30 protein-coding genes are annotated in these 19,215 nt (G+C 42.5%); 29 read left to right on the forward strand and 1 reads right to left on the reverse strand.

The genetic code is table 11. The annotated features are described in order from the left end of the window. The first annotated feature begins 1 nt into the window (after position 1). From rplE to ATC1_RS03900, 29 genes are all read left to right on the forward strand, one after another. On the forward strand, positions 2-544 hold the full coding sequence (gene rplE, locus ATC1_RS03765) for a 50S ribosomal protein L5 (RefSeq protein WP_062278518.1): 543 nt from the start codon (positions 2-4) through the stop codon (positions 542-544). Between the two features lies 1 nt (position 545). Beyond that, the gene (locus ATC1_RS03770; protein WP_062278520.1) at positions 546-728 is read left to right on the forward strand and encodes a type Z 30S ribosomal protein S14; all 183 of its coding nucleotides are present in this window, start codon (positions 546-548) and stop codon (positions 726-728) included. An 18-nt stretch (positions 729-746) separates the two neighbouring features. After that, the gene (gene rpsH, locus ATC1_RS03775) at positions 747-1,160 is read left to right on the forward strand and encodes a 30S ribosomal protein S8 (RefSeq protein ID WP_062278521.1); all 414 of its coding nucleotides are present in this window, start codon (positions 747-749) and stop codon (positions 1,158-1,160) included. A gap of 16 nt (positions 1,161-1,176) precedes the next feature. Then, entirely contained in the window at positions 1,177-1,725 is a 549-nt protein-coding gene (rplF, locus tag ATC1_RS03780) for a 50S ribosomal protein L6 (RefSeq protein WP_062278523.1), read from the forward strand. A 9-nt stretch (positions 1,726-1,734) separates the two neighbouring features. Further along, complete coding sequence (gene rplR / locus ATC1_RS03785; RefSeq protein WP_062278524.1) at positions 1,735-2,100, forward strand: 50S ribosomal protein L18; 366 nt, start codon at positions 1,735-1,737, stop codon at positions 2,098-2,100. 34 nt (positions 2,101-2,134) lie between these two features. Next, positions 2,135-2,656: a 30S ribosomal protein S5 gene (rpsE, locus tag ATC1_RS03790; RefSeq protein WP_062278989.1), complete on the forward strand. Its 522-nt coding sequence runs from the start codon at positions 2,135-2,137 to the stop codon at positions 2,654-2,656. Next, positions 2,649-2,852, forward strand: coding sequence for a 50S ribosomal protein L30 (rpmD, locus tag ATC1_RS03795; protein WP_062278525.1), 204 nt, complete (start codon positions 2,649-2,651; stop codon positions 2,850-2,852). The genes rpsE and rpmD overlap by 8 nt, the downstream gene beginning before the upstream one ends. Before the next feature lie 2 nt (positions 2,853-2,854). Further along, positions 2,855-3,307, forward strand: coding sequence for a 50S ribosomal protein L15 (gene rplO / locus ATC1_RS03800; RefSeq protein ID WP_062278526.1), 453 nt, complete (start codon positions 2,855-2,857; stop codon positions 3,305-3,307). Positions 3,308-3,346: 39 nt separating this feature from the next. After that, on the forward strand, positions 3,347-4,684 hold the full coding sequence (gene secY / locus ATC1_RS03805; RefSeq protein WP_062278527.1) for a preprotein translocase subunit SecY: 1,338 nt from the start codon (positions 3,347-3,349) through the stop codon (positions 4,682-4,684). Between the two features lie 24 nt (positions 4,685-4,708). Beyond that, on the forward strand, positions 4,709-5,368 hold the full coding sequence (locus ATC1_RS03810; protein ID WP_062278528.1) for an adenylate kinase: 660 nt from the start codon (positions 4,709-4,711) through the stop codon (positions 5,366-5,368). Between the two features lie 12 nt (positions 5,369-5,380). Then, complete coding sequence (gene map, locus ATC1_RS03815; protein ID WP_062278529.1) at positions 5,381-6,202, forward strand: type I methionyl aminopeptidase; 822 nt, start codon at positions 5,381-5,383, stop codon at positions 6,200-6,202. 97 nt (positions 6,203-6,299) lie between these two features. After that, the gene (rpmJ, locus tag ATC1_RS14565) at positions 6,300-6,413 is read left to right on the forward strand and encodes a 50S ribosomal protein L36 (protein WP_082174646.1); all 114 of its coding nucleotides are present in this window, start codon (positions 6,300-6,302) and stop codon (positions 6,411-6,413) included. 6 nt (positions 6,414-6,419) lie between these two features. Beyond that, complete coding sequence (rpsM, locus tag ATC1_RS03820) at positions 6,420-6,809, forward strand: 30S ribosomal protein S13 (RefSeq protein WP_062278531.1); 390 nt, start codon at positions 6,420-6,422, stop codon at positions 6,807-6,809. A gap of 122 nt (positions 6,810-6,931) precedes the next feature. Further along, the gene (gene rpsK / locus ATC1_RS03825; protein WP_062278533.1) at positions 6,932-7,336 is read left to right on the forward strand and encodes a 30S ribosomal protein S11; all 405 of its coding nucleotides are present in this window, start codon (positions 6,932-6,934) and stop codon (positions 7,334-7,336) included. 18 nt (positions 7,337-7,354) lie between these two features. After that, a complete protein-coding gene (gene rpsD, locus ATC1_RS03830; protein ID WP_062278535.1) occupies positions 7,355-7,999 on the forward strand; it encodes a 30S ribosomal protein S4 in 645 nt (214 codons plus the stop codon). Between the two features lie 53 nt (positions 8,000-8,052). Continuing rightward, positions 8,053-9,018 (forward strand): DNA-directed RNA polymerase subunit alpha, encoded by a 966-nt coding sequence (locus tag ATC1_RS03835; RefSeq protein ID WP_062278537.1) that lies wholly within the window; start codon positions 8,053-8,055, stop codon positions 9,016-9,018. Positions 9,019-9,023: 5 nt separating this feature from the next. Then, positions 9,024-9,404 carry a 50S ribosomal protein L17 gene (gene rplQ / locus ATC1_RS03840; protein ID WP_062278539.1) on the forward strand — a complete coding sequence of 127 codons (381 nt, stop codon included), beginning with the start codon at positions 9,024-9,026 and terminating at the stop codon, positions 9,402-9,404. 22 nt (positions 9,405-9,426) lie between these two features. Continuing rightward, entirely contained in the window at positions 9,427-10,179 is a 753-nt protein-coding gene (gene truA, locus ATC1_RS03845) for a tRNA pseudouridine(38-40) synthase TruA (protein ID WP_172667706.1), read from the forward strand. Between the two features lie 78 nt (positions 10,180-10,257). Then, positions 10,258-10,689: a 50S ribosomal protein L13 gene (gene rplM / locus ATC1_RS03850; protein WP_062278542.1), complete on the forward strand. Its 432-nt coding sequence runs from the start codon at positions 10,258-10,260 to the stop codon at positions 10,687-10,689. A gap of 11 nt (positions 10,690-10,700) precedes the next feature. Then, positions 10,701-11,096: a 30S ribosomal protein S9 gene (rpsI, locus tag ATC1_RS03855; RefSeq protein ID WP_062278544.1), complete on the forward strand. Its 396-nt coding sequence runs from the start codon at positions 10,701-10,703 to the stop codon at positions 11,094-11,096. A gap of 244 nt (positions 11,097-11,340) precedes the next feature. Next, entirely contained in the window at positions 11,341-12,027 is a 687-nt protein-coding gene (locus ATC1_RS03860) for an HAD family hydrolase (RefSeq protein WP_062278546.1), read from the forward strand. Then, positions 12,024-13,100, forward strand: coding sequence for a nucleoside triphosphate pyrophosphohydrolase (mazG, locus tag ATC1_RS03865; protein WP_062278548.1), 1,077 nt, complete (start codon positions 12,024-12,026; stop codon positions 13,098-13,100). Before ATC1_RS03860 ends, mazG begins: the two co-directional genes overlap by 4 nt. Beyond that, on the forward strand, positions 13,078-13,776 hold the full coding sequence (locus ATC1_RS03870; protein ID WP_062278550.1) for a hypothetical protein: 699 nt from the start codon (positions 13,078-13,080) through the stop codon (positions 13,774-13,776). Before mazG ends, ATC1_RS03870 begins: the two co-directional genes overlap by 23 nt. 94 nt (positions 13,777-13,870) lie before the next feature. Further along, the gene (locus ATC1_RS14970) at positions 13,871-14,152 is read left to right on the forward strand and encodes an AtpZ/AtpI family protein (RefSeq protein WP_062278551.1); all 282 of its coding nucleotides are present in this window, start codon (positions 13,871-13,873) and stop codon (positions 14,150-14,152) included. Positions 14,153-14,162: 10 nt separating this feature from the next. Beyond that, positions 14,163-15,182 (forward strand): F0F1 ATP synthase subunit A, encoded by a 1,020-nt coding sequence (locus ATC1_RS03880; RefSeq protein ID WP_062278553.1) that lies wholly within the window; start codon positions 14,163-14,165, stop codon positions 15,180-15,182. A gap of 37 nt (positions 15,183-15,219) precedes the next feature. Next, positions 15,220-15,444 carry an ATP synthase F0 subunit C gene (gene atpE / locus ATC1_RS03885; protein WP_062278555.1) on the forward strand — a complete coding sequence of 75 codons (225 nt, stop codon included), beginning with the start codon at positions 15,220-15,222 and terminating at the stop codon, positions 15,442-15,444. 21 nt (positions 15,445-15,465) lie between these two features. Further along, positions 15,466-16,212 carry a F0F1 ATP synthase subunit B gene (gene atpF, locus ATC1_RS03890; RefSeq protein WP_062278556.1) on the forward strand — a complete coding sequence of 249 codons (747 nt, stop codon included), beginning with the start codon at positions 15,466-15,468 and terminating at the stop codon, positions 16,210-16,212. Positions 16,213-16,469: 257 nt separating this feature from the next. Next, positions 16,470-17,297 (forward strand): DUF4352 domain-containing protein, encoded by an 828-nt coding sequence (locus tag ATC1_RS03895; protein WP_172667707.1) that lies wholly within the window; start codon positions 16,470-16,472, stop codon positions 17,295-17,297. Between the two features lie 187 nt (positions 17,298-17,484). Continuing rightward, entirely contained in the window at positions 17,485-18,249 is a 765-nt protein-coding gene (locus ATC1_RS03900) for a DUF4352 domain-containing protein (protein WP_152024217.1), read from the forward strand. A gap of 181 nt (positions 18,250-18,430) precedes the next feature. Here the strand turns inward: ATC1_RS03900 and ATC1_RS03905 are convergent, their stop codons facing one another. Then, positions 18,431-18,994: a hypothetical protein gene (locus tag ATC1_RS03905; RefSeq protein ID WP_062278562.1), complete on the reverse strand. Its 564-nt coding sequence runs from the start codon at positions 18,992-18,994 to the stop codon at positions 18,431-18,433. Positions 18,995-19,215: the final 221 nt, after the last annotated feature.

Consider the following 19,215-nt stretch of genomic DNA (forward strand, 5'->3'; position numbering starts at 1 on the left):
CATGAATCAACTGAAAGAGAAATATCTGAACAATGTTGTTCCTGCTATGAAGACCGCTTTAAATCTGGACAATCCGATGCAGTATCCCCGTATTGAAAAAATTGTAATCAATATCGGCCTTGGAGAAGCACTGGATAATCCGAAAGCGTTGGATGCGGCGGTTAATGATCTAACCCAGATCGCTGGGCAAAAACCCGTGATAACAAAAGCCCGTGTCAGTATTGCAAACTTCAAACTGCGTGAAGGGCGGCAAATCGGTGCTAAAGTTACACTGCGCGGCGAAAAAATGTGGGCTTTTTTGGATCGTGTGATCAATATTGTTCTGCCTCGTGTTCGTGACTTCCGCGGAATTTCCGCAGAAGCATTCGACGGCCGCGGCAACTATACACTCGGTTTGAAGGAACAGACATTGTTCCCGGAAATTGATTACGAAAAAGTCGACAAAGTCCGTGGTATGGAAATTACTATCGTTACTACAGCACAGACGGACGATCAAGCACGCGTAATGCTTGATCTGCTCGGCATGCCTTTCAGGAAGGGTTAATATGGCAAAGAAATGCATGAAATATCGTGAAATTCGGCGTGAATACCCGAATCAGGTTCGCAATCGATGTCGACTTTGCGGTCGTCCGCATGGATATATGCGTCGTTTTGGTTTATGCCGCATTTGCTTCCGCGAACTTGCGCTGAATGGCCAAATTCCCGGCGTTACGAAGTCATCCTGGTAATAGACACGGAGGAATAGAATAATGGTAAATGATCCTATTGCCGATATGTTGACTCGAATTCGCAACGCAATGATGGCTGGCCATGCAACGGTTGCGATGCCAAGTTCAAATATCAAAATTGAAATCGCTCGGATCCTCAAAGAAGAAGGTTATTTGGATTCTTATGAGATTTTAGAGAGCGAAAATGTAGCTCAGCGTGTTCTGCGTGTAAAAATCAAATATGCAGGAGAACGCCGTTCACGTCGTCCGGTTATTACCGGAATTGTCCGGGTCAGCCGACCAGGCAGACGTGTTTATACTCGTCGTGATGAGATCCCCTGGATTCTTTCCGGTATGGGTATTTCAATTATGTCCACTCCGAAGGGAGTGATGACCGGGCAGCGCGCCCGCCAACTGAACGTCGGCGGCGAAATCCTCTGCAAGGTCTGGTAGGAAAGGGAGGTTGTAAGTGTCTCGTATTGGACGTTTACCCATTACCGTTCCGGCAGGCGTTAAAGTGGACATCAATGGCAGTGAAGTTACCGTTAAAGGGCCTAAAGGAGAATTAAAACGAGTTTTTTCTCCGGTTGTAAAGATTGAACAGGAAGGTCCTGTAATTCATATTTCACGTTCCAATGATGAAGCTTCGGTCCGCGCTCTTCACGGAACCAGCCGGGCGCTGTTAAATAACATGGTGGTTGGTGTGTCAACCGGCTTCACAGTGGTATTGGAAGTCGATGGCGTTGGATACCGCCCTGAAATGAACGGCAAGAATTTAGTATTGTATGTCGGTTATTCTGCACCGAAAGAAGTTGTTCCTCCTGAAGGAATCAGCTTTGATGTGGATGCAAAAGCCCGACAGATTAAAGTCATGGGCTTTGACCGCGAACAGGTTGGACAGGTTGCAGCGGATATCCGCTTCATTCGTCCGCCTGAACCGTATAAAGGCAAAGGTATTCACTATCTGGGTGAAAAAATCCGCCGCAAAGCCGGTAAGACCGGTAAAGCTAAGAAATAGGGGTGAAGTATGGCGAAATTTTCTCGAAGTGAGGCTCGTATTCGCCGCCATGCCCGTGTTCGCAAGAACCTGGCCGGAACAGCGGATTGCCCACGTTTGAATGTATTTCGAAGTCTCAATTGCATTTATGCGCAGGTCATTGATGATGAAGCAGGAACAACCATTGTCTCAGCTTCCACGATTGATCGCGCCTTAAAAGCTGAATTGGATGGAAAAAATAAGACCGAACAGGCGAAACTGGTTGGTAAAGCTGTTGCCGAGCGTGCAAAAGAAAAAGGTATCACTGCGGTTGTTTTTGATCGTGGTGGATTCCGCTACATGGGTCGTGTAAAAGCCTTAGCGGACGCTGCTCGAGAAGCAGGCCTTGAGTTTTAGGCAGAAATAGAAGAGGACTAAAACCATGGAACATATGGAATATCAACCAATGGATGATCAAATGGATGAGCGCGTTATCGAAATCGCTCGTGTGTCAAAAGTTGTAAAAGGTGGACGTCGATTTCGATATCGTGTTACAGTAGTTGTGGGTGATAACAAAGGTACCATCGGTCTGGGTATTGGTAAAGCCAATGCCGTTCCGGATGCGATGAAGAAAGCCTCAGATCGGGCACGTAAAAATATGCAGAAAGTCAATCTTTATAAGACTACAATCCCGCATGAGGTGCTCGGACAAGTTTCCGGTGCACGGGTTCTTTTACGGCCGGCATCAGAAGGAACTGGCGTTATTTCCGCAGGTGGTGTTCGTGCAGTGCTTGAAGTAGCCGGCGTTCACGACATTTTGACAAAATCTTTAGGCAGTGCAAACATGCTCAATGTTGTCATGGCAACTTTCGATGCGCTGCATCAACTGAAAGATGCTCGGGAAGAAGCGATTCTGCGCGGCAAGAACGCAGACGAATTGCTTCCGTACTGGGATCGGAGGCAGCATGCCTGAGAATTTAGAACCGAAAAAATTGCAGATCACTTATGTGAAAAGTGCAATTGGTTACTCGAAGAAGCACAAAAAGACGATTAAAGCGTTAGGCTTTCATCATCTGAATGAGACGGTTGTCCATGATGACACATCATCCATTCGTGGAATGCTTCAAATGGTTAATCATCTGGTAGAGATCGTAGAGCTGGTGGATTAATTATGAAATTAAATGAATTAAAACCAAATGAAGGAGCAAAACGCTCCAAAAAACGTGTTGGTCGTGGACCTTCTGCCGGACAGGGTAAAACCGCCGGTAAAGGTACAAAAGGCCAGCATGTCCGCCAGGGAGCGGGTGGTCATATTTACCTTCAGGGCGGAAATCTTCCCTTTTTCCGGAAATTTCCGTTCATGCGTGGTGAAGGATTCACTCCGCCAAATCGCGTTGAATTTAATGAAGTGAATCTAAGTGCACTGGAACGATTCGATAACACTGTCGAAATCACACCGGAAGTACTTGCGGAAGCCAACCTTCTCAGTAAGAAAAACAACCCCGTTGTTATTCTGGGAAATGGAGAAGTGGATAAAGCTTATAAACTTAAGGTTCACCGCATTACCAAGGGAGCTCGCGCAAAAATCGAAGCTGCCGGCGGTAGTGTTGAAATCATCGGTTAATTCATAACCGAATCAGATTATTAAAGGAGAACGAAAAGCATGAAGCGATCCCCATGGCGTTATATTTGGAAGTCTATTGATATCCGCAATAAGTTACTTCTGACTCTTGGAATACTGGTGATTTATCGATTCATCGCAAACATACCGGTTCCGGGTTTCAACTCGGAAGTTATTAATGCTCTTAACAGCAGCAAATCGGCAGCCGGTGATCTGATCAGTATTCTAAATATGTTATCTGGTGGAACACTATCTTCATTCTCCATTCTGGCTATGGGTGTATACCCGTACATTACTGCGTCCATCATTCTTCAACTCCTCGGGCCGATCATACCGGCCATCGAGGAGAAAATGAAGAATGATCCGCGGGAAGGCCGCAAGTGGATGGAAAAATGGACGATGTATCTGACAATTCCGATGGCACTTCTTTCGGCTGTGGGTCAGATCGGCTTGTTCAATCAGATCGTTCCTGGTATGGCTGTGTTAAAGAATTACGGATGGTCAGGAAGCAATTTGCTTCCAACCATTGCAAACGTCAGTACCATGATTGCCGGTACCATGATCGCAATCTGGCTCGGTCAAATTATTTCTGAATATGGAATCCAACAGCAAGGTCTTTCCTTAATCATCTTCTCGGGTATTGTTTCACAAATGCCGAGCAACCTGGTTAAGATTTTAGCAGATCAATCCTCTGGATGGTATATGCTGATTATTTCTCTTGCTGTTCTTTTACTGACAGTGTTTGCGATTGTTTATATTCAACAGGGAACCCGCTTTATCCGCTTAATGATTCCGGGACAGCGTATCAGCTATCGCGGCATTAAATCAGGCGGATCCACAACGCTTCCTTTGCGTGTGAACAGCGTAGGTATGATCCCATTGATTTTTGCACAGTCAATCATCACATTCCCAGCTTTAATTGCAAGCTTTTTTGTCAATTCTGGTGCTGCCTGGGTAAAAAACTCCGCAAGTTGGATCCAACAAAACCTGAGCGGCAGTTCTTTTCTTTATGTTTTGCTCTACTTTTTACTGGTTGTAGGATTTACGTTCTTCTATACAAGTGTTACATTTATGAACAATGACTACGGAACCAGTCTGAAGAAGCAGGGCGCAGTTGTTCCGGGCAGAGCTACAGGTTCGGAAACTCAAAATTATCTGGCGAAAATTCAGAATCGCATTACATTTCCGGGAGCAGTTTTCCTCGGTCTCATCGCGATCTTGCCTTATATTCTGGGCGCAATCCTGAATACCAGTGCAAATGCGACCATGTTGTTATCCTCAGCCGGTATGTTGATCGTTGTAGGTGTTGTTCGTGACATCATCGATTATCTGCAGAGCGACCTTGGACAGCATGGTTATGAAGAGAAGTTAATTCGATAATTTTGGGAGATAACTGCATAAATCATGGCGACATTTATTGTTTTACTCGGACCTCCGGGCGCTGGTAAAGGTACACAGGCTCAGATTATTTCACAAACGATGAATCTGCCTCATATTTCGACAGGCGATTTATTTCGTGAAAACACGAAAAATCAAACTGAGCTGGGCAAAGAAGCGCAGACCTACATGAATCAAGGTCAGCTGGTCCCCGATTCTTTGACCATTTCCATGGTAAAAGAACGATTATCCAGACCAGACTGTGTTAATGGAGCGCTCCTTGACGGGTTTCCCAGGACGTCAGCCCAGGCTGAGGCTTTCGACAAAATGCTTCAGGAAACATTCAACAGCAAGGTCGATTGTGTGCCATGCATCGATGTTGAGGCAGATTTTTTGATTGAACGATTATGTGGACGATGGATGTGTCCAAACGGACATGTCTTTCACGTAAAATTCAATCCTCCGATAACAACCGGTGTGTGCGATATATGCGGAAGTGCATTATATCAGCGTGACGACGATAAAATTGAAACCGTTTCAAAACGAATCGCTGTCTACGAAGCACAAACTGCGCCATTGATACAGTATTATAAAAATCAGAATGTATTGTATACGATTGACGGAACTCAGAAAATTGAGTCGGTCAGTGCTGACATTCTGAATGTCTTAAAAAAAATCGCAAAATAATAGGGACAAAAAATGAGTTGGGAACGGCAGGTTAGTATTAAATCCGGGGAAGAACTGAAACTGATGCGAGAAGCTGGCAAGATTAATGCTGAGGCATTGAAAGCAGCCAGTGAAGCATGTGTAGCAGGTGCAAGTACCTGGGATGTCAATGCTGCTGCTGAACGTGTGTTGGACAGCTATCATGTCATTTCACCATTCAAAGGTGTGCCAGGTCCGATTCCTTTTCCGGCAAGCACTTGTGTCAGCGTCAATCATGTTTTAGTTCATGGTATTCCAAGCAAAAAAATGATATTGCGCGAAGGTGACATTGTTTCGGTGGATTGCGGGACAATCTATCAAGGATTTGTCGCAGATTCAGCATTCACCATCGGAGTTGGAAAGATTTCTGAAGAAGCTCAGCATTTGCTTGAAGTCACCGAAGAATCGTTATATGTCGGGATCCAAAAAATGGTTTCCGGTAATTATACGGGGGATGTATCAGCTTCCATCCAACAGTTCGTTGAAAATCATGGATTGTATGTAACCAAACAATACACCGGACATGGTGTTGGCCGCAGAATGTGGGAAGCTCCGCAAGTCCCGAATTACGGCACTGCCGGCCAAGGATTGCTGCTCAAACCTGGAATTACGATTGCAATTGAACCGATGGTATTGATCGGTTCTGACGCAACGAAAGTTTTATCCGATGGTTGGGCAGTATCTTCTGAGCGGATGAGCCTGACGGCTCACTTTGAACACACGGTGGCAGTTACAGATAATGGTCCTATGATTACCACTTTATTAGAGAATGGCGAAGCGCCGGTTTCTATGAAAAAGCGAGGAGTCTTGTCATAATATCTTGATCGAATATCAACAGATTTGTTAAAGAAAGAGTATAATTGGCAGGCTTTAATGTAATTTACGGGTGAAAATCATCCGAGGGAGTGTTAAAATGAAGGTTACTTCATCAATTCGAAAACGATGTGCAAAATGCAAGATCGTCAAACGGGGAAGCCGTTTGTACGTGATTTGTGAGAACCCAAAGCACAAACAGCGACAGGGATAATAAAATATGGCAAGAATTGAAGGTGTCGATCTTCCGCGTAATAAACGGATTGAAATAGCATTAACCTATATTTATGGGATTGGGCTTACCCGGGCTCAAAAGATCCTTCAGGATACCGGCGTCAATGCTGACGTTCGTGTCCGTGATCTGTCGGATAATGACGAAAATTTGCTTCGTGAATATATTGCCAAAAACTATATGGTTGAAGGTGATTTACGGCGCGAAGTTCAAATGAATATCAAGCGCCTGGTTGAAATTGGCTGCTACCGTGGGTTACGCCACCGTAGAAATTTACCGTCCCGTGGTCAGAGAACTCGGACAAATGCACGCACTGCAAAAGGACCGAAGAAGACTGTAGCTGGACGTGGCCGCCGTCGTGGAGCAACCAAGAAATAATCTGTGTGCTTAATTTGCGAATCGTTACAGGTTGGGATTCCTTTCTTCCCGCGGCTGCCTGTAACATTTTCGCACCTTAAGAGACGGAAAATTTCATTCATAAGGTTATGTAAGAGGATATAATGGCTCAAAATGTACGCTCATCGCGTCGTACAGCGACTGTACGAAAAGTGAAGCGCACCCTGGGATTAGCTCAGGTGCACATTTTTGCTTCCTTTAACAACACCATCATCACAATTACCGATGCAATGGGAAATCCAGTTTGTTGGGGTAGTTCCGGTGCCGTAGGCTATAAAGGATCTCGAAAGAGTACTCCCTTTGCAGCGCGTCTGGCAGCTGAACAGGCAATGAAAACCGCACAAACCATGGGTGTTCAGGAAGTTGATTTAATTATTAAAGGACCTGGTCCTGGCCGAGAATCAGCAATTCGTGCCGTCCAGGGATTGGGGATCAAGGTGCGATCCATTTCTGATATTACACCGGTTCCGCACAACGGATGCAGACCCCCGAAAAAACGCCGCGTTTAAGATTGAGAGGACTATTCAATGGCTAGATATACTGGCTCGGCATGTAAATTGTGCCGGCGAGAAAATGTAAAGTTATTCTTGAAAGGTGAACGTTGTTATACACCGAAATGTTCTTTTGAGAAACGTGCATACGCTCCGGGCGACCATGGCAAAACTGGAAGCAGCCGCGGAGGTGGCGAAAGAGTATCAGACTATTCTCGTCAATTGCGCGCTAAACAAAGAGTCCGCAGAGTTTATGGCGTTCTTGAGCGGCAGTTCAGCCGTGTCTATGGAATCGCTGAAAAAACTCCTGGAATAACCGGTTTGAACTTACTGCAATTATTGGAAACCCGCTTAGACAATGTCGTCTATCGTTTAGGTTTTGCTGATAACCGGGCATCTGCTCGACAGATGGTGAACCATGGACATTTTATGGTGAATGGCATCCATGTTGATATTCCATCCATGATCTTAAAACCTGGTGATCAAATTGCTATCCGTGAAGTTTCCAAAAAAAGGAAAATGTTCCAGGATTTTGCAGACTATGCAGAAAAGCGGAACTGTGCTTTATGGCTGGATCGAGATGTGAAAGCACTCAGTGGACGCGTATTACGCCTCCCTGAACGAAGCGAAATTGATGGAGATATTACTGAACAGTTGATCGTTGAATACTATTCACGATAAAGCAATTTAGGCCGATACGCGGGTTTAAGAGGTGTATCGGGAAGGGGTGTTAATTGGCTACATTAAGTAATATGGTGACACCAAAAATCGAGCGAGAACGGGAAGCGAGCAATTACGGAAAATTCGTCATCTACCCTCTGGAAAGAGGATACGGTGTAACGCTCGGGAATGCTTTGCGAAGAGTTTTGCTTTCCTCTTTGGAGGGCGTTGCTATTACTTCCATTCGAATAACGGATGTTATGCATGAATTCAGCGCCATTCCTGGCGTCCGCGAGGATGTCCTTCAGGTGATGCTGCAAATTAAGCAAATCCGTTTATTGATGCACGAAGGCGATGTCTCCCACCTTCATCTCGTTGTAAACGGTGAAGGGGAAGTCACAGCTTCCGACATTCAGTGCCCGGCTGAAGTTGAAATCCTTAATCCCGAATTGTATCTGTTCACCGTTGATAACCCAAGCGCTCATTTGGAAATTGACATGACAGTCGGAAGAGGACGGGGTTATTTACCGGCAAATGAACGATCTGGCCACTTACAGATCAGTGAATTACCGGTTGACGCGATATTCAGCCCGATCCGCCGCGTAAATTGGAACGTCGGTTCTGCTCTTTATGGGCAAAGTACGAATTATGACAAATTAGAGTTGGAAATCTGGACAGATGGTACGATTCAACCTGAACCAGCTTTAGTCATGGCTTCCAAAATATTAATCGAACATCTGCGATATATTTCCGGTATCAGCGAAGATATACTGCCGGATATTATCGAAAAAGAGATTCCGAATACGCGTTTAACGAGCGAAACCGCGGAGACTCCCATTGAAAATCTCGATTTATCGGTCAGAGTGTTCAATTCATTAAAGCGTACAGGCGTAGCGACAGTTGGTGATGTCCTTGAACTGTTGGATAAAGGTGATGATGCTGTAAAATCCATTCGCAATTTCGGAGAGAAAAGTCTGGATGAGTTGCGAGAAAAATTACAGGAAAAAGGCTATCTGAAGAAAGATAAGGATACGGAGTAAACGAGATGCGACACGGAGTTGCAGGATATAAATTAGGAAGAACCACTTCTCAAAGAAAACTTTTGCGAGTAAACCTGGTTCGTCAGCTCTTTGAGCATGAACGGATTACAACGACGCAGGCAAAAGCATTGTCAATGAGAAATGACGCTGAAAAACTGATCACATTGGCAAAAAAAGGAAATAGGGGAGATCAAATCGCCAAAATGAATGCTTCCAGACTGGCTGCTTCCAGATTGGGAAATGATCGAGAAATTACCAAAAAACTTTTTAGTGATATTGCCAGTCGTTTTGAAAACCGAAACGGTGGTTATACTCGTATGATCAAGTTGGGACCCCGCAAGGGCGATTCAGCGGAAATGGTTATTATTGAATTGGTTAGTGAGTAAATCATCCGAGGGAAGCAATTCCTTGGCAGATGATTCTGTACGTTACAAATTTACAGTTTCTTACGACGGAACACTCTATTGGGGTTTTCAACGCCAAAAAGGTCATCCTACCATACAAGAAGAACTGGAAAAAGCATTAGCAAAACTTGGATGGGAAGAATCGAGTATTATCGGAGCTGGACGGACTGACAGCGGAGTACATGCTGATGGACAGGTTTTTACAGCAAAACTTCGTTGGAATCACAGCCTTACTTCTCTGATTGCTGCAATCAACTGGCATTTACCAGCTGATATAGCAGTGACCGGAATCGAACCGGTTCCAGATACGTTCCATGCGAGATTTGATGCAAGATCACGATCTTATCATTATTATGTCTATCATGATGAGATTCGGGATCCACTGAAAGATCGCTATTTTTGGCGAGTATGGCCAGTGTTGGATTTGAAAATGTTAAATAGAGCTGCAGCAGAGTTATTAGGTGAACATGATTTTCGTTCATTTGGTTCCCCGCCCCGGAAAGGTGGACGAACGGTTCGCACGGTAATGAAAAGCTGCTGGTATGAAATAAGTGCCACCGAACGAGTTTTTGAAGTCGAGGCGAACGCTTTTTTATACCGTATGGTGCGAAGAATGGTTTTTCTTCAGATTCAGACTGCAGCAGGATGGATGAGTTGGGATTCCTGGAAAAACGCGATCTGGAATGCGGAAGATGCAAAACCAGGGATTGCTCCTGCTAATGGCTTAAGGTTGCATGCAGTTTCGTATGAACCTTAATCCTGAACAAATACTAGCGAGACTGTAAAACTAATAGCAAAGATAGACTAGAAAACTATTTTTGAAAATTGGAGAAGAATGACTGTGGAAAAGACCTATGTCATTAAAGGTGAACCTGAGAGCGAATGGCTGTTGCTTGACGCAAGCGGACAGAGCATTGGCCGATTGGCTGCCCAAATAGCAAACTATTTGTTGGGGAAACATAAACCAAATTATACCCCCGGCGTAAAAATGGGAGATTTTGTTGTTGTGATTAATTGTTCTCAACTGGCTATTTCTCCTAAAAAAATGACGACGAAATTTTATTATCGCCATTCAGGATATCCCGGTGGTTTAACAACTACTTCCCTGAAAGAGATGATGCGGACTTATCCGGATCGTGTTATTAAGAGTGCTGTTTGGGGCATGCTTCCACATAACTCACATGGTCGTGAGTTAATGAAGCGTTTGAAATTATTTGCCGGAAATGAACATCTCCATGATGCTCAAAATCCGAAACGTGTGAACTAAAGGAGCAAAGAATGGCCGGAAAATACTATGAAGGTGTTGGTCGCCGCAAGGAGAGTGTTGCTCGAGTTCGTTTGAGTACCGGAACTGGTGACTTTACGGTTAATGACAAGCCTATAGCAAATTACTTCACTCGTTTAGGAGATGTAGAGGCAATATTAGTTCCGTTTTCAGCGATCAATCAAGATTTGAACGGTTATGATGTTTCCGTACATGTTAATGGCGGCGGCGTAACAGGACAAACGGATGCGGTACAGCTCGGTTTGGCTCGAGCTATTGTGAAAATGGATGGAACCTTGAAACCGGCACTGAGTCATGCGGGATTGCTAACGCGGGACCCGAGAATCAAGGAACGAAAGAAACCAGGTTTGAAGCGGGCTCGAAAGGCTCCAACCTATACAAAACGTTAATTTTTGTTTTATATCCTGGTCTGAGATTTATGATGAAAAAGGAACCATAAAAATGGTTCCTTTTTTTTTGTTTTTCTGTACTAATCGCATTAAATAAATTAGTATTTAGAAATTTGGATGGCATAGCAAATACTGAGAGTAATTTTATTGTTATCGTGATTTTCCGCAGCGTTTGAACCACTGCCGAATAATCTTTTTGTATTTAGAATTGTTCGAATTGCTGTATACTTATTGAGATAAAAAAATGAAAGAGGTGGATATGGTCAAGGGGATCATATTTGATTTTAATGGGACGCTGTTTTTCGATACAGATTTACAAGAAGAAGCCTGGCGTGTTCTTTTTAAAAAATACAAGGGACGCGACTTGGGATTGACTGAATTTCAGGATTTTATTCACGGACGTGTCAATTCTGACATCATGGACTATTTTTTCGGCAATTCTGCATCCCTTGAAAAACGGATTCAGCTCATGACAGAAAAAGAGCAGACTTACCGTCAAATTGTAAGAACAAAAAACGGTTCGCCTCAATTTGTTAAGGGAGCCGTCGAATTATTCGACGAGTTGCAGCGGCGAAATATCAAATTTACGATTGCGACAGCATCAGAAATCAGTAATGTAGAATTTTATTTTGAAGTTTTTCCTTTAAAGAAATGGCTTTCCGGACCGGAAGCCATTCTTTACGACAACGGAACGTTTCCCGGGAAACCGGCTCCGGATATTTATCAAAGAGCAGCGGCGCTAATTGGCGAAGATCCAAAAGATTGTATGGTTGTGGAAGATTCTCTGTCCGGTTTGCGCGCTGCACAGGACGCCGGAATCGGCAGAATTATTGCAATGCGTCCGGAAAAGGATTCCGAAATCATACGCCAGGATCAGAAGATTGAAGCGATTATTGACGATTTTACAGATTTTGCAGAAAGATTTCTATGAACAAAATAACTTCTATGCTATTGGATATGCCGGATAATGTAGTTATTGTCGAGGGCGAAAAACTCCTTAGCCTTCGGCATATGCTGGTTCCGCCTCATTTGGAAATAATTATTCGGAATCCGACAGATCCGGTAAGAATCTGGGAAATATTATCTGAGGAATATCCTCCGGAGCATCCCCTCGCGATCGTCCTGAGAAACCCGGACACTGAATTGGAATCAAGACCAATATTACTGAAGGATCTGAAAAATATCGGGGATGAATTGCAAACCGCCGCAGCACTGCAAATCGCGCCGCTTTCCGAGAAAAATTCTTTTGAATATTTTCAAAACGTCATCGCAATACTGAGAAGTCCGGGCGGATGTCCATGGGATCGAAAACAGACACATCAATCATTACGAGATGATTTTCTACAGGAAGCGTACGAACTTCTGGATGGACTGGATAAGAATGATATGGATGCCGTGGCTGAAGAATTGGGCGATGTGTTACTGCATATTGTAATTCAAGCCCAGATTGCTTTGGAGAACAATGAATTTAACATGGGGGATGTTCTGAGTCATATCAGTGAAAAACTGATCTTCCGGCATCAGCACGTATTCGAAAAAATAGAGGACTTGTCACCGGAACAGGTAGTCGAGCGTTGGGAACGGATGAAAAAAGCTGAACGGGAAAAAACGGATAAGAAGCAGGGTCTATTGGATGGGATTTCCAGCACGATGCCAGCACTTTCCATGGCTTTTTCATATCAGAAACGCGCATCCAAAGTTGGATTTGACTGGGACTCCATTAGCGGCGTATGGGATAAAGTGTTTGAGGAAATCGAAGAATTTCGGAATGCTGAAACGCAGGACGAAAAAGCTGATGAACTGGGCGACTTGCTTTTCAGTATTGTTAATCTGGCAAGGTGGACCAAAATCGATCCAGAAACTTCGCTGCGGATGGCTAACCTTAAGTTTGCGAAACGAGTACATTATGTAGAGGAGCGAGCCAAAAATCTTGGAAAAGATTTATTTGATATGCCATTAGAAGAGAAGGACAACTATTGGGATGAGTATAAAACAATCGAGTAAAACTTTTCGGTTAATGCGATTGTTGATGTTATTTTCTCTTACATTGAGTATGGTTGGCTTCACTGGATTAGGTTGGCTTTTTTGGTCGTCAAAACAAGCTTGTTTTGAGGTGACAATCCTTTCAAAAACAATTCCAATTACAGTTGATGGCCGGCTTTGTGAGATGATTACGCCTGAAGTTGACCTCAATCTTTCCTGGCCTGGCAGGATTCCCCTTGGAAAGCCAGGATCAATCGATGTCCATCTAAAATCGAATGGAGATATACAATGGACTTGTTCGGATTTGAGTAATTCGTTCGATGTTTTACTCGAATCACGGGTAGAAATTCCGGATTCGTCTTTGCATCCCTCTGACCGGTTGATTCAAAGTTTTTCTCAATCCTCTGAAATGAATTTTTTTTGGACAGTTGATTTCCATACGATGTCGACGTCGGAATTGTCTTCATTCTGGCTGAATCTCATCGTGAGAAAAACTGCAGCTGAATTGGATTCGAATGAAAGTATAATTGACATTGAAAATTGGAGCCTGATGACGAAAAGCCTGCCAATTTCCATCATTTCTCTCGCAGGCCTTCCTTATCAGTATCTTTTCCAGGTCGCACTCAGTCTTACCTGGTCAGGTCTATTTTTGTTCTTGATTTTCTTATTATATGATCAGAGAGGAACAGTTGCTTAATAATTTGGTGGAATTGTACTCTATAAATTAGGACATATGACACACATTCACGCTGATATAATTAGCAAAAAAAGGTTTAAGTGTAAAATTGTCAATGTCCGAAAAACCAAAAGGAAACAGTATTTTAAAAGGAGTACCAATTCATGTATTCAAGTGGGCAATTATTTTGTTCAGTTCGATTGCATTCGTTACATTAGGTATCGCATTTGGTACTTTTTTTATTGGACAAAAACTGGATGCTCGATTTGGAACACACCCCTGGCTTACGTTAGTGTTGGGATTGATCGGAATGGTAGCCATCCTGAGTTTGACCTTGTTTATCGCTCTGAAATCAGCCAGAGAAATTCGTAATATTATGAATTCGAGAAAGAAGTAGGAGGAACTGTTTGACAGAAATCGTAAATTCTGAAACTCACCCAGCAGTCCGCAATAAAAAAACAAAACGCTGGTTGATTCCGTTAATCGGATTGATTCTTCTGAATATCCTTGTGGTGCATTTTTATAAACCGATTGCTCCGGCAATTTCCGTAAAAACGGAAAGTGTATTGTTTGATGTTTTGGATGGCGAAGTAGTTGAGAAACCCTGGTTTACACTTCCATTGCTGGGAGATGTTTTTCTGACAAATTCTTTATTGTCAGTCGGTATTATTTTTATCGTGATTTTATTATTGGCGCTTGAAGTTCACAGACAAACCAAAGATGGGCAGATTAAAGCACATGGCATTGTTCTGTTGCTTGAACTTGTCATATCGGCTTTAACGAACATGGCGGATGGTTCAGTGGATGGAAAATGGCGTAAGAAGATCTATCCTTTTTATTTATCCATATTCTTATACATCGCCATCGCGAATTTGACAAAATTAATACCATTCTTTGAATCATTTGGATTCGCTGTTCCGGTTGCGCATGGTGGGCTGCAAGCGCATCCGTGGACGTCCTGGTTTTATGCAGTGACAGCCAATCATGCTGCTGCAGGCCAACAAGGATATGAGGTCATCAGTTTCTTCCGTGGTGCGGCTACTGATTTAAACTTTACCCTTGCGCTTGCAATTACTGCCGTAATAGCCATTCAGGTCCTTGGTTTTCAGGCAAAGGGTTTGGACTATTTCAGCAAGTTTATTAACATCAAAGCAGTAATCCGAAATCCCAAGATGGGATTTATCGATTTATTTATTGGAATCTTGGAGACGATTGCTGAAATTGCAAAGATTGCTTCTTTTGGATTTCGTCTTTTTGGAAATATGTTTGCCGGTATGGTGCTTTTATTATTCCTCGGCTACATGATTCCATGGGTTGCAAGTTCGTTTATTATGCTGTATGAAGTATTTATCGGTCTGCTGCAAGCTTTTATTTTTGGAATGCTGACCGTCGTGTTTATGGGAATGGCAGTTCGGGCTGAAGAGTAAACATACCAAAAAATTTGTACTTCGGAGGAAGTAAAAAATGAGTGTTGAAGTTGTAAAGTATTTGTCTGTGGGGCTGGTGATGTTATCAACGATTGGCGCTGCTTATGCTGTCGGAAAAATCGGAGCGGCTGGTTTGGATGGAATGGCTCGGAATCCTGAGGCTTCCGGTAGTTTATTGACAGCCATGATTCTTGCCATTGCATTTGCGGAAGCATTAGCCATTTATGCATTGGTGGTCGCATTTTTGATCCTTTTTGCATAATGATTAAATAGAGGTGGAAATTTGGAAGCATTAGGGATTAATGCGGGTAACCTTTTTGTAAATATCATTTGTTTTGGTATTGCTTTTTTGCTGTTAGCCCGTTTTGTTGTAGGTCCGATTCAAAAGATGATGGATTCAAGAAACCAGATCATTGAAAAAGGGCTTGAAGACGCGAAGATTGCAAGTGAGGCAAAAAAGAGTGCTCAGGCTGAAGCGGCGCAGATTATTAAAGATGCTCAAGATAAGCATGACGCATTATTGAAAGAAGCTCATGATGAAGTTGCTCAATTGAAGATGGATTATCGTGAAGCAGTTGATCGTGATGCGGCAAAAGATTTGGATGCCGCCCGTGAAGAGATACTCAAAGAGCGGGATAAAGTCCTGAGAAATTTACGTACTCAAATTATTGAGATTTCTCTCAACAGCGCGAAGAAACTGGTCAATGAGTCTTTACTGATTGACGAATCGAAACAGCATATCATTTTAAATGAATTGCTGACAGGTATTTCCGACGGTAAGATTGTTAATATCTCAGCTTTCCCGAATAATCAAAAGAATATCGAAGTAACGACAGCGGTTCCTCTCACTGAAGAAGAGCAAAAATTGGTCAATGATCAGTTATCTAAGAAGTTATCACCTGGAAAAGCTATAACATTTTTAGTTGAACCAAAAATCATTGGAGGAATGATTATCCGCAGTAATGATCAATTAATCGATGCTTCGGTAACCGGTAAATCTCAATTATTAAAAGAAGCGCTTTCGAAATAATATTCGAAAAACAAATTGGATTAAAAAGGATTGGAAAGAATTTTTTTCTGATCCTTTTTTTATTCTTTTTCAAAAAGCACAGCGTTATTTTTTCTTGATTAAATCGAATAGCCGGTTTATATTTCGAATTGCTTTTTCGAAATACCTTTGGGCAAATCTTTTATAATAATCTTATGATCCTGAAGATATTTAAGTGGTTCATTATCATTAATTCGAAATATGAAAAGAATTCTTTATTCGGAAAGTCAATCCATATTTTGAATTGCTGGTTCGTCATATCCGTCTGTATTCTTTCCCTTTCTATTCTTACTTCATGTACGTTGCCAGGGAGAATTCCTGCGCAAACAGCAATTGGACAGATTGTTTCTACTGTTCATTTTATGGGATCGAGAACACCTTATCCCACTTATACCGGATATCCGACTCAAATCCCCTATCCTTCCTATACACCGAAACCGTCGCCGCAGGGAATATGGTTTGAAACGGATACATCTGTTCAAGAGATGTATATGGAAAATGCTCCTTATCCAACTCAAACAGCTTATCCGACCCAGCGAGCCTATACCGAAGATGATATGAAGCACAAAATTGTTATGCTGCCTGGAATTTGGGCACGCAATTTGTCCGAATATGGACATTGCGAGGATGATTTTTCTGTTAAAATCGGATCAAAAACACCCTATTTTGCTTTTGCAGTCGGCGGTGAAGCGTCAAAAAAACAATTCTTAATTTTGAATATCAGTTTTTACAATTCCTCCGATCATACATTACATATTGATCCTCAACAATTTCAGGTGATCGGAAATTTGAATGGAAAAGAAGTGGTCTATGACTCCCACATTCCAGCAGGACAAGCCGCGAGCAATCGCTGGGGAATGGATTTCATCGGCAGCAGAGGAGTACCACCTGGACTTGAAATTGGATCCTATCTGGCATTTGATGTGGATTATCACGCTGTGAATTGGCGATTGGTTTATCATTCGGATTCTTCGGAACCAAGTGACTGTAATTTTTCTATCGAAATTCCTCAGCCCGAATTTGCTATTAAATATTATGAAACGTTAATGAGTACCAGTGGAAAATAAACCTGTACTTCGAAATATGAAAGGGACTCAATGTTGTTCTTATGGTTTTACGCTTTGCGTAAAAAAACACAGCAATTTATACTTTTTCTCATATTTTGAATTGCTGCACAATCACCTATCGGGTTGTTTCCCGCTATCATCAAATGCCGGAAAGCAGATTGATTAATTGATCGAAAAAGGATTTCGAATGAAAAAAAAGATCCGATTCTATTGGTTATGGTTGATACTGGCTTTTTCAGCCTGCCAATATGTAGAAAAAGTACCAGAAATCCCAACTTTAACAAATCTGCCGACATTTACTGAACTCCCGACACTTACACTTCTGCCGACCTATACTTCTTTTCCAGATGATTCCGAAAATGTGAATCTCGCAAACACGGTTGATGCTGAAAATTTATCTTTGCGGACTCCTTTACCCACGTATACCGCTTTTCCTACGCTGAGTCCGTATCCGACTCCAATCGCACAAAATGTATATATCACTGTGACACCGTACAAAACACCAACTGCATTGATTCCATCCGAAATTGAACAGGAATTTCCATGTGGCGGGAAGATCAGTTTTGCTTTTTCTTATATGAATCCTAAAATTCAGCGGACACTGACGGAAAGATTTCCTGTAGGCAGTTTTTTGCTGTTGCAGGTCAAGCTCAGAAGTCTGGACGGTTCGACAATTCCACCGCTTCAGAGTGAGTCTTTTCAATTGTACGGTTCTCTATGGGGTAGGGACGTCAGATTTGATCTGGATCGCTCCAATTCGGATTATGCCAATTCCCGATGGAGTACTCCTGATCTGAACACATCCATCGGGACAAATTCGATTTATACATTTCTCGTTTTTGATATTAATCCGGAAACACAAAATTTCGAATTGGAATTCTCACCGATTCCGAAGGACAGTGAATCTGCAATTTGTAAACTTAAAATACCTTTACCGAAAGTGATTCGATAACCAGGCGGTAACTTGAAAAATGAGAAGAATTTTTTCATGTAACGATGGTTTTATGCGAAGCATAAAACCATCGTTACATGAAATCATCTCTCTTATCTCAAAGGGTTTTTCCAAATTTAGAATCACTGATAAACTGGTTTACCATTGAATCGTATAAGCCCTTAAGTTTTGCCTGAAAAGTTTATTTCATATTCTTGTCAATTTCCTCGCGTGCACGAGCAATCAAATCACTGGCATCATCAACTCTGGAAACGCGGGATTTTTCTGATGTTGTGGGACTTGCATCATCAATGACACTGCCGGATTTTTCTTCAATTACTTCGCGGGCTTTTGAAATCAGATCACTTGCATCTTCGACTCGAGAAACGCGAGATTTCTCTGTAACTGCTGATTCCATATCATTCGCTTTATTCCCCAGGTTCTTCTCAATCTCTTCACGCGCTCTGGAAATAATATCACTTGCATCATCGACTCTGGAATCGCGGGATTTTTCAGATACAACATCTTCAACTTTATCCGTGATATCTTTTATGGAAGGAATGTTAAAGGAGTTTTCCGGTTTAGATGAAGACGTATCAGTGGATGAGGACTTTCTTCTTGAATCCATTAAGTATCCTACAGCTAATCCACCGATCAGACCATAAACCAGCAACGTGTTCTCGTCAATTCCGGAGACAATGTATCGTAACAGATAACCAACTACAATACCGATAATGCAGTAGATCGCTAAAATATTTTTTTTCATCCTGTCTGCTCCTGTTCTCAATTAATAATGTAATCGTTATTAAGAATTATAACTTTAATGGTATGCACTGCCAGCGGATTCAACAATTCGAAATTTGGATTGACTTTTCGAATAAAGAAAGGAAATTTGTTGTTCTTCTGGTTTTGCGCTTCGCGCAAAACCAGAAGAACAACAATAAATAATTACCATATTTCGAATCACTACCAGTGGATTCAGCCATT

Source organism: Flexilinea flocculi (assembly GCF_001192795.1).
GTDB classification, from domain to species: domain Bacteria; phylum Chloroflexota; class Anaerolineae; order Anaerolineales; family Anaerolineaceae; genus Flexilinea; species Flexilinea flocculi.